The following is a 9723-nucleotide window of genomic DNA, read 5'->3' on the forward strand; positions in this document are numbered from 1 at the left end:
ATACAACAGGTGCCCAGAGAACAAACGATTTGTGATTATTGAACTCACCCAAACTATAAGGGGCGAATCATCACCTTGCCCATCAGTAACGATTTTACTGATTAAAAAGTAAATATAGATCACAAACCGAACGGGTGACAAAAACAACAAAAATAAACGTAAGATTATGATTAAAAATGACTTTTTACACTGACAGAGGATAAAAAGACCGCATAAAAAAACAGCGACTTAAAAACCTCAAACGTTATTTTACGTAACGAAAAATCTCATGGGCACGATAAACGTTACAATGGCCACTTTTTCTTTATTTTCCATGTGGTTATGAGAAAATTGCGCCAGATCAAATTTCGAGCCGCATTCAGTGCAAAGCAACAACCTGAGGAAAAAAAAACCGATTATTGACGACAGTATAGTCAGATCATCATCAAAACGACGCGCTTGATAGCGATAAAAAGCCGCGCTTTTTGTCGTTATCATTCATGGGTACATTCAGGTAGGAAAAAAGCCCGACTGAACAATCGGGCGACTTGAATTATTGCGGGTTTGCACCAGAAAAAAGCGCAAAAAAGTTACGGCTGGTGATGTCACAAACCGTTTCCACCGATTCACCTTTTAACATCGCGACGTACTCAGCGACTTCTTTCACATAAGCCGGCTGATTTTGCTTGCCACGATGGGGAACAGGTGCCAAGTAAGGCGAGTCTGTTTCAACCAGCAGGCGGTCAAGCGGGATGCGACGCACCACATCTTTCAGCTCTGTGGCTTTATTGAACGTCACTATTCCAGAAATTGAAATGTAGAACCCCATCTCAATCGCTGCTTGTGCCATTTCATAGCTTTCTGTAAAGCAGTGTAGCACACCGCCGACGCGCTCGGCGCCCTCCTCACGTAATATCGCAAGTGTGTCTTCACGTGCCGCGCGCGTATGGATAATCAAGGGTTTGTTGAGCTCAACCGCGAGGCGGACATGCTGACGGAAGATCGCTTGCTGCTGCTCGGCAAGCTCTGGCTGATAGTGGTAATCCAGCCCTGTCTCTCCCACCGCGACGACACGCTCATCAGCGGCTAAGGCTTTCAGTCGGTCATAATCGAAACCATTTTCAATATCCAAAGGATGCACGCCACATGAGGCAAAAACATGCGGATAAGGTCGGATCATGTCTAGCATCGCCGGAAAACTATCTAGCGTGACTCCCACCGAGAGAAAATAGTCGACGCCCCTTGCCTGCGCTTTATCTAAAACATCGGCAACATTCTGGTGCAGCGAGTCGTAATCCAGTTTGTCGAGATGGCAATGAGAGTCTATTAACACGTTATTCTCCAATCGATAATAACCACTGGCTAACCACCAGTTCGGTATTTAGCCCTGTATGAATTTGTAACTGGCGCTGTAATTGATGCAGCGCGCGTAATAATGAATGAGCTTGCTGAGTGGTCAGTGCATTGGCCACTTCCGCCACCCGTTGGTGATGATGCCGATGCACAATGGTTTGTCCCACACCTTGACGCCATTTAAGTACATCAAGCAGAAAATGACTGAGCCAGTTCAATGAAGCGGGATAGTGTGCGACCAAGACCTCAATAGTGTCAAATAAGCCCGCTCTCTCACACACATAGGTAGAAAACCCTTCCACCACAGCATGGTGATGATCTAACCCGCCCGATGCCACAAAGTCACTGGCAGCCAAGGGCGCGCCACGGTATAAACCCACCGCATGATCTGGCACCGAACGCTGCAATGCTTGCTCGATCCACGCCTTGGCTGTGTCAGCCTCCGCCTGCGGTGCCTTCCACACACTACAGCGACTAACAATGGTCGCAAGTAAACTATCCAGCGAGTCTGTCAACAATACGAAGTAACACCCTGAAGGTGGCTCTTCTAGCGATTTAAGCAACGCATTGGCCGCGGCTTCCCCTAAACGTTCGACACACTCGATAACAATAAAGCGCGCCCCGCCCAATTGCGACGTTTCCAGCGCTTGTCGTTGCACCTTGCGGACTGCATCGATACCAATCTGCTTACCGGGTTTCTCGGGGGCGAGCCAGTGAATATCAGGATGGTTACCCGCCGCGAAAAGCTGACAATGATGGCAATGACCACAAGCGCTATCGGTTTGGTCGCTACACAGCCTTACCTTGGCAAGCTGGCTGATCAACGCGCGACGGCCGCTGCCCGGGGGCGCGGCCAACAAGAGCGCATGCGGAAACCTTGCACTGATCAATAGCTGCTGCCAATGCGCCCACACACCTTCAAACCAGGGATAAACGCAAGGCGCGGGATATGCCAATGTTATCTTGTCACTCATACGCCTGTCTGCTGCTTAAGCCAGTTTTCTAGTGCCGTCTTAATCTGAGCGGTCACTGTGTCTAGCGACTGGCCCGCATCAATCACCACCACACTGGGATCGTCGTTTGCCAATGCCAGGTAGCGCGCTCGCGTGCGCTCAAAAAAATCAAGTTGCATTTTCTCAATCCGGTCCAGATCACCACGGCCACGTGCACGTGCCAGGCCTACCTCTGGGTCGATGTCCATATAAAGAGTCAGTGAGGGAGCAAACTCTCCTAATACCGTATCTTTGAGGCTCTGCATCAGCGACGTGTCCATACCCCGTCCCCCACCTTGATAAGCCTGTGATGACATATCATGGCGATCACCTACTACCCATTGCCCCTTTGCCAAGGCGGGTTTAATCACATTTTCGACAAGCTGTACTCGGGCGGCATAAAGCATGAGCAGCTCGGCTTTATCCGTGAGCGGTTCATCCGGGTGGCCTTGTTTGACAAGCGTTCGCAACTGTTCGGCAAGCGGCGTACCACCGGGCTCTCGCGTGGTGATCACATCTTTGATGCCGACGTCGAGTAACACCTGTTTGATCTGATTGATGGCCGTACTTTTGCCCGCGCCTTCAAGGCCTTCTACAACGATGAAATGGTTCTTCATTGATTCTTCAACACTTTTAGATAATCACGCACGGCTCGATTATGTTCGGCCAAGGTGGTAGAAAATTGGTGGCCGCCTTTACCCGTGGCGACAAAATAGTAGTAATCCGTTTTTGCTGGCTGCGCCGCGGCAAAGATCGACGCTTTACCTGGCATTGCGATCGGCGTCGGTGGCAAGCCATTAATCACATAGGTGTTGTAGGGGGTCGGTGTGCGCAAATCACGCTTACGAATATTGCCCTCATACTTATCACCCATGCCATAAATCACGGTCGGATCGGTTTGCAAACGCATACCACGTCGTAGCCGGTTCACGAACACCGACGCCACCTTTTCACGTTCACTCGCCACCGCGGTCTCTTTTTCAATGATGGAGGCCAATATTAATAGCTGATAAGGGGTCTCAATCGGCAAGTCCTCGATACGTTGCTGCCAAGCCTGCTTCAAGGTCGATTCCATTGCACGCGCGGCGCGTTTTAGCAATGCCACATCGGTATCTCCCACGTCATAAGCGTAGGTTTCAGGTAGCAATAAGCCTTCCAATTTATCGTGACTGATCCCTAACGCGTCAGCAATGGCGGCCTCACTCATCCCGATTAATGTTTGTTCGAGATGCGGGGCTGATTGGATTTGATTACGCCACTGAGCGAACGTACTCCCTTCGACAAAGGTGATTTCATCTTGATATTGCTGGCCTGAACGCAGGGTCGCGAATGCCTCAGCCAACGTTTGTCCAGGTTGGATCTGAAAGGTGCCCGCTTGTACCCGAGTCAGCTCTGGATAAATCCGTGGCGCAAATTTCGACCAGATGCTTGACGCCATCCAACCGTTGTCTTCAAATTTTGCAATGACCTTATGGTAATGTGCACCGCTAGGTACGGTGAATAGCTGAGGCGTCTGCAAGGATAACGGCGTGGAAATAAACGCCTTCGTTTGCCAAAGTACCCCAGCGACTGAGGCCAAGACTATCGCCATCAATACGCTCATCAGCCCCAAAAATCGCTTTTTTAGCACGCGTTTAACCTCTGTTGTAATCGCCTTGTCAGCGTATGCGTTGTATAGCTTGTTTCATTGATGGATGTCACTGGCACCACCTTCATCAAGGTATTGCAAATAAACACTTCATCGGCACGCCATAGCGCCGCCTCATCGACCGCGACCGTTTTACATTGGTAGTCCGTGAAACCGTCAATCACCGCCATCACTTTTTCTCGCATTAATCCCGCCACACCGGCATAGGCTAAATCAGGTGTATAGATGACATGGTCTTGGCACCAGAAAAGGTTAGATGCCGTGGTTTCAACTAGGTTGCCAAACATGTCCGCGACTACGAAATCATCGGCCTCCGCGTCTTCCAGTGCCAGCTTTAGGCACACCTGCTCTAATCGATTGAGATGTTTAAGCCCCGCCAAAGGTGACGCACCAAGTTGTATGTGCGTCGTCGCCAACGCCACGCCATGCTGTTGCCAGTGATGATAATGGCGTGGATACGGATGCAGACTGACAATCACGGTTGGCGACGAGCAGCCTTTAGGACTGTAACCGCGGCCCCCCTGCCCTCGGGTGATGATCACTTTCAACACCTGTTCATCCTGCGAATGCTGACACGCTTGATCGAGCGTTATTGCGAGTGCCGACCAATCGACCCCGCGAATGGCTAATCGCTCACAAGTGCTTTGTAAACGCAGTATATGGGCATCACGATCAAGTAATAGCCCCTGATACACATGGCCAGTGGTGAAACAGCCATCACCAAATTGGAGCCCTCGGTCAGCGACCGCTAGTTCGCGACAAGGGTGTCCGTTTACCCAGTACATCTATCAACCTCGACAGTCACTACTCTTACAGACAATAAAAACCTTACCGACAATAAAAAACGGCCCGAATCGTCGGGCCGTTACTATAGCAAACTCTTTTTAGGCTGTATAAACGCCGATGCGCATTACAGCTTTTTGAAGATCAAAGAGCCGTTGGTGCCACCAAAACCAAAGGAGTTACACAAGGCGTACTCCATTTTTACGTCACGCGCTTCGTGCGGTACGTAATCTAAATCGCAACCCTCATCAACATTATCAAGGTTGATCGTTGGTGGGACGGCTTGGTCAATCAGCGACATGGCAGTGATAATAGATTCAACAGAGCCTGCCGCACCCAGCAAATGACCCGTCATCGATTTGGTTGAAGAGACCAACATGCTATCAGCTGCGTCTCCCATTGCACGACGAATCGCCTTGCTTTCCGCCACATCACCCGCTGGGGTAGATGTACCATGCGCGTTAACGTAGCCAATTTGTGCCGGGTTGATACCCGCATCACGAATCGCCGCTTCCATCGCCAATGCCGCGCCAGAGCCGTCTTCACTGGGTGACGTCATATGGTAAGCATCGCCACTCATACCAAAACCGGCTAATTCACAGTAAATGGTCGCACCACGTGCTTTCGCATGCTCGTATTCTTCAAGCACCATCACGCCTGCCCCATCACCCAGCACAAAACCATCACGATCTTTGTCCCAAGGGCGAGAGGCCGACTGTGGATCATCGTTACGTGTTGATAATGCTTTGGCGGCGGCAAAACCGCCCATACCAAGCTCGGTGGAGGCTTTCTCTGCGCCGCCGGCAACCATGGCGTCTGCATCACCGTATGCAATCATACGGGCAGCATGACCAATATTATGCAGGCCTGTGGTGCATGCGGTTGAAATCGAGATGTTTGGGCCACGCATGCCGTAGTTAATCGACACGTGCCCTGCAATCATATTAACGATGGTTGATGGGACAAAGAAGGGGCTGATTTTACGCGGACCTTTGTCCATATACGCACGATGGTTTTGTTCAATCAAACCAAGACCACCAATGCCTGAACCTATCGCGACACCTATACGGTGTGCATTATTGTCATCCACTTGCAATCCGGAGTCTTTAATGGCTTGCACACTGGCAGCAATGCCGTATTGGATGAACAAGTCCATTTTTCGTGCATCTTTTTTCGACATGTAGTCTTCACAATTGAAGTCCTTAACCATGCCGGCAAATTGAGTGGCAAAGTGAGTGGCATCAAAATGCTCAATCGCGGAAATACCGCTTTGCCCGGCTAGCAGAGCTTTCCATGAAGACTCAACTGAGTTACCCACGGGTGACAACATACCCATGCCAGTCACAACAACACGACGCTTAGACACGATGATATTCTCCGGAGAATATTAGTTTGGAAATTAGAATAGCTTAAAAAGAACACAGGCGGTCAAGGAGACCGCCTGGTAGGATTCTGAGATTACGCTGAAGCGCCGACAACGTAGTCGATGGCTGCCTGTACAGTAGTAATCTTCTCTGCTTCTTCATCTGGAATCTCTGTATCGAATTCCTCTTCAAGAGCCATTACCAGCTCAACGGTATCCAGAGAGTCCGCGCCCAAGTCGTCTACGAATGAAGCTTCGTTTTTCACTTCTGCTTCGTCGACACCTAGTTGCTCAACGATGATTTTCTTTACGCGTTCTTCGATGTTGCTCATATTAATACTAGTCCTTACAAGATTCGCAGATGCGATATGTGCTGTAGTTTATTCATTAATGTGGAAGTTGCAAGACCTCCACGGCTGGTCAAACCACGATTTGGGGACAAATCAATCGGAGTTTGACGTGTGTCATTCGAGATTGCAACGGTCTCGATCAAATCATGTACATACCGCCATTGACGTGCAAAGTCTCACCCGTCATATAAGCGGCATCATCAGAGGCTAGAAACGCCACCGTTGCAGCAATCTCTTTTGGATCACCCAAACGCCCTGCTGGCACTTGTGCCAGAGTCGCAGCGCGCTGTTCATCATTTAGCGCCTTGGTCATATCGGTTTCGATAAAACCAGGGGCGACCGTATTCACTGTGATGCCACGCGCAGCCACTTCACGTGCCATGGATTTGGTAAAGCCAATCACGCCTGCTTTTGCCGCCGCATAATTTGCCTGTCCCGCATTACCCATCACACCGACCACAGAACCAATATTAATGATTCGGCCACAGCGTTTTTTCATCATCGCACGCAATACTGCCTTTGATAAACGGAAGATCGACGTCAAGTTGGTGTCCATAATGTCCTGCCACTCGTCGTCTTTCATCCGCATCAATAGGTTATCACGAGTGATACCGGCGTTGTTAACCAGAATATCAACATCACCAAATTCTTTTTTGATCGTATCAAGCACCTCTGCGACTGACTCTGTCGAGGTCACATTGAGTGCCAGGCCTTTACCGTTTTCACCGAGGTAATCGCTGATTGCCGCGGCGCCTTTTTCGCTGGTCGCCGTACCAATTACAGTGGCACCACGCTCCGCTAAAAGCTCTGCCGTGGCTCGGCCGATCCCACGGCTTGCGCCTGTCACCAGCGCTACTTTTCCGTCTAGTTTCATTCGGTTACCCTTTTAGTTGATTCTGCCGACATACGCCGGCAGTCACAAAGTGTCTTCGTAATACGGTTTATGCCTTCGCCGCGGCAAGGCTGGCGCTATCATTAACCGCTGCGCTACTCAACGCCTTGTTGATGCGTTTGGTCAAGCCAGTCAATACTTTGCCAGGGCCAAATTCCAATAGCTGCTCCACACCTTCAGCCGCCATATGCTCGACCGTTTCAGTCCAACGTACCGGGCTATGTAATTGACGCACCAAGGCTTCTTTAATTGCAGCCGGCTCTACCGGCGTTGCTACATCTGCATTGTTGACCACAGGAACACGTGGTGCATTAAACGTCACCGATTCCAGTGCTTGCGCCAGTTTTTCTGCTGCTGGCTTCATCAGCGCACAGTGAGAAGGCACTGACACGGGCAGCGGCAATGCACGTTTTGCGCCCGCGTCTTTACACAGGGCGTTAGCACGCTCAACCGCTTCTTTATTCCCCGCAATCACCACTTGGCCTGGCGAGTTGAAGTTAACCGGTGAGACCACCTGGCCTTGCGCCGCTTGCTCACACGCTGTGGCAATTGCGTCATTGTCGAGGCCAATAATCGCCGACATCGCGCCAATACCCGCAGGCACCGCCTCTTGCATCAATTGACCGCGCAACTCGACAAGCTTAACGGCTTCTTTAAAATCCAATACACCCGCACACACCAAGGCAGAATATTCACCCAAACTATGACCAGCAAACATCATGGGCGCCGCACCACCTTGAGCTTCCCATACGCGCCAAATAGCAACAGACGCGGTGAGTAACGCCGGTTGGGTGCGATGGGTTTCATTTAAGTCCGCGTCAGGCCCTTGCTGGACCAATGCCCAAAGGTCATAGCCAAGCACGTCTGACGCTTCTGCAAACGTCTGCTGCACAACGCCATATTGTTCGGCGAGCTCCCCGAGCATACCCACGGCTTGCGAGCCTTGACCGGGAAAGACAATCGCGGTTGAAGAACGAGCTGTTGAAGACATAGCTGTTTTCCTATTTATTTAAAATCTGACTAACGCTGAACCCCACGCGAATCCGCCGCCAAACGCCTCAAGTAAGAGTGTCTGGCCTCGTTGGATTCGCCCATCGCGCACCGCCTCATCAAGGGCAGTTGGCACCGATGCGGCAGACGTATTGCCATGGCGGTCAAGCGTCAATACCACTTGATCCATCGACATCGCGAGTTTCTTCGCGGTCGCTTTAATAATCCGGTAATTGGCTTGGTGTGGTACCAACCAATCGATATCTGATTTTTCAATTTGGTTAGCCTGAAGCGTTTCTGTCACAATATTGGCCAGTTGTGTTACCGCTACTTTGAAGACTTCATTCCCCGCCATATAAAGCCACGCTTCATCGGCTTCTAACGATTGACCACGCTCCGGATACTTAAGTTTCAATAGCTCGCCAAATTTGCCATCAGCTTTCAAGTGTGTGGACAAAATACCATCATTTTCATCGGCAGAGAGCACGACGGCCCCTGCACCATCACCGAACAAAATGATGGTGGAGCGATCATCGGGATCACAGGTGTGAGACAGGCGATCTGCGCCCACCACCAGCGCATTTTTGGCCAGGCCGTTTTTAACGTATTGATCCGCCACACTGAGTGCATACACGAAGCCAGAGCATGCCGCCGCGATATCAAAGGCGGGGCACCCTTTAATCCCCAACATGGCTTGCACGTCACAGGCAGCCGCGGGAAACGCACGCTCACCACTGGTGGTGGCAACAATAATCAGGTCGATGTCATGTTTATCAATGGCAGCCATATCTATCGCCTGCACGGCGGCCTGATACGCCATCGAGGCAACGGTATCTGTCGGTGCAGCAATGCGACGCTCCTTGATCCCCGTACGGGTCACAATCCACTCATCACTGGTGTCTACCATTTGTTCAAGGTCAGCATTGGTGCGAACCTGTTCAGGCAAATAGCTGCCTGTGCCCAAAATCTTACTATACATGAAGACTACTAATGCCTCTCGAGAAGAACTGCCTCTAAACGGTCACTTATCTTAGTTGGGATTTGCCGTTCGACCTCGTGCACCGCCTCAAAAATAGCGTTTYCGTAAGCGGCGATATCAGCGCGTCCGTGGCTTTTTACAACGATGCCGCGCAATCCTAGCAAACTTGCGCCGTTGTACTGGTCGGGTTTCAGCTGTTGGAGTTGATTTAATAGATCAGAAAATAGCCATTTCGCGATCCAACGCTTAATAGGATGCGGGTGGAGGTGGGCTTTCACCTTGTCGATGATCAAACGTGCCACTCCCTCGCTGGTTTTTAGCGCCACGTTGCCGACAAAGCCATCACAGACAATCACATCCGTCTCACCCGTGTAGATCTGGTCGCCCTCTACGT

The 9723-nt window shown here is 50.7% G+C and carries 10 protein-coding genes and 1 pseudogene; all 11 read right to left on the reverse strand.

Features of this window, described 5'->3' with window-relative positions; all coding sequences use genetic code 11:
• Positions 1–532: 532 nt before the first annotated feature.
• Positions 533–1312, reverse strand: a complete 780-nt coding sequence (locus BZG14_RS13605; RefSeq protein WP_069362221.1) for a TatD family hydrolase — start codon at positions 1310–1312, stop codon at positions 533–535.
• A gap of 1 nt (position 1313) precedes the next feature.
• Positions 1314–2306, reverse strand: a complete 993-nt coding sequence (holB, locus tag BZG14_RS13610) for a DNA polymerase III subunit delta' (RefSeq protein ID WP_069362220.1) — start codon at positions 2304–2306, stop codon at positions 1314–1316.
• Entirely contained in the window at positions 2303–2941 is a 639-nt protein-coding gene (gene tmk / locus BZG14_RS13615; protein ID WP_077608994.1) for a dTMP kinase, read from the reverse strand. Before tmk ends, holB begins: the two co-directional genes overlap by 4 nt.
• Positions 2938–3954, reverse strand: a complete 1017-nt coding sequence (mltG, locus tag BZG14_RS13620) for an endolytic transglycosylase MltG (protein WP_077608995.1) — start codon at positions 3952–3954, stop codon at positions 2938–2940. Before mltG ends, tmk begins: the two co-directional genes overlap by 4 nt.
• Positions 3948–4757 (reverse strand): aminodeoxychorismate lyase, encoded by an 810-nt coding sequence (gene pabC, locus BZG14_RS13625; RefSeq protein ID WP_077608996.1) that lies wholly within the window; start codon positions 4755–4757, stop codon positions 3948–3950. The genes mltG and pabC overlap by 7 nt, the downstream gene beginning before the upstream one ends.
• 125 nt (positions 4758–4882) lie before the next feature.
• Positions 4883–6121, reverse strand: coding sequence for a beta-ketoacyl-ACP synthase II (fabF, locus tag BZG14_RS13630; protein WP_069362216.1), 1239 nt, complete (start codon positions 6119–6121; stop codon positions 4883–4885).
• Positions 6122–6213: 92 nt separating this feature from the next.
• Positions 6214–6450: an acyl carrier protein gene (gene acpP / locus BZG14_RS13635; protein ID WP_046075439.1), complete on the reverse strand. Its 237-nt coding sequence runs from the start codon at positions 6448–6450 to the stop codon at positions 6214–6216.
• Positions 6451–6607: 157 nt separating this feature from the next.
• Complete coding sequence (gene fabG, locus BZG14_RS13640) at positions 6608–7342, reverse strand: 3-oxoacyl-ACP reductase FabG (RefSeq protein ID WP_069362215.1); 735 nt, start codon at positions 7340–7342, stop codon at positions 6608–6610.
• 67 nt (positions 7343–7409) lie between these two features.
• Positions 7410–8351, reverse strand: a complete 942-nt coding sequence (gene fabD, locus BZG14_RS13645) for an ACP S-malonyltransferase (RefSeq protein ID WP_077608997.1) — start codon at positions 8349–8351, stop codon at positions 7410–7412.
• An 18-nt stretch (positions 8352–8369) separates the two neighbouring features.
• Positions 8370–9329, reverse strand: coding sequence for a beta-ketoacyl-ACP synthase III (locus BZG14_RS13650; protein ID WP_069362213.1), 960 nt, complete (start codon positions 9327–9329; stop codon positions 8370–8372).
• Positions 9330–9337: 8 nt separating this feature from the next.
• A pseudogene (locus BZG14_RS13655) lies at positions 9338–9723 on the reverse strand (phosphate acyltransferase PlsX); the annotation flags it as partial.

This window comes from Salinivibrio sp. IB282, from assembly GCF_001995685.1.
Classification (GTDB): Bacteria; Pseudomonadota; Gammaproteobacteria; order Enterobacterales; family Vibrionaceae; genus Salinivibrio; species Salinivibrio kushneri.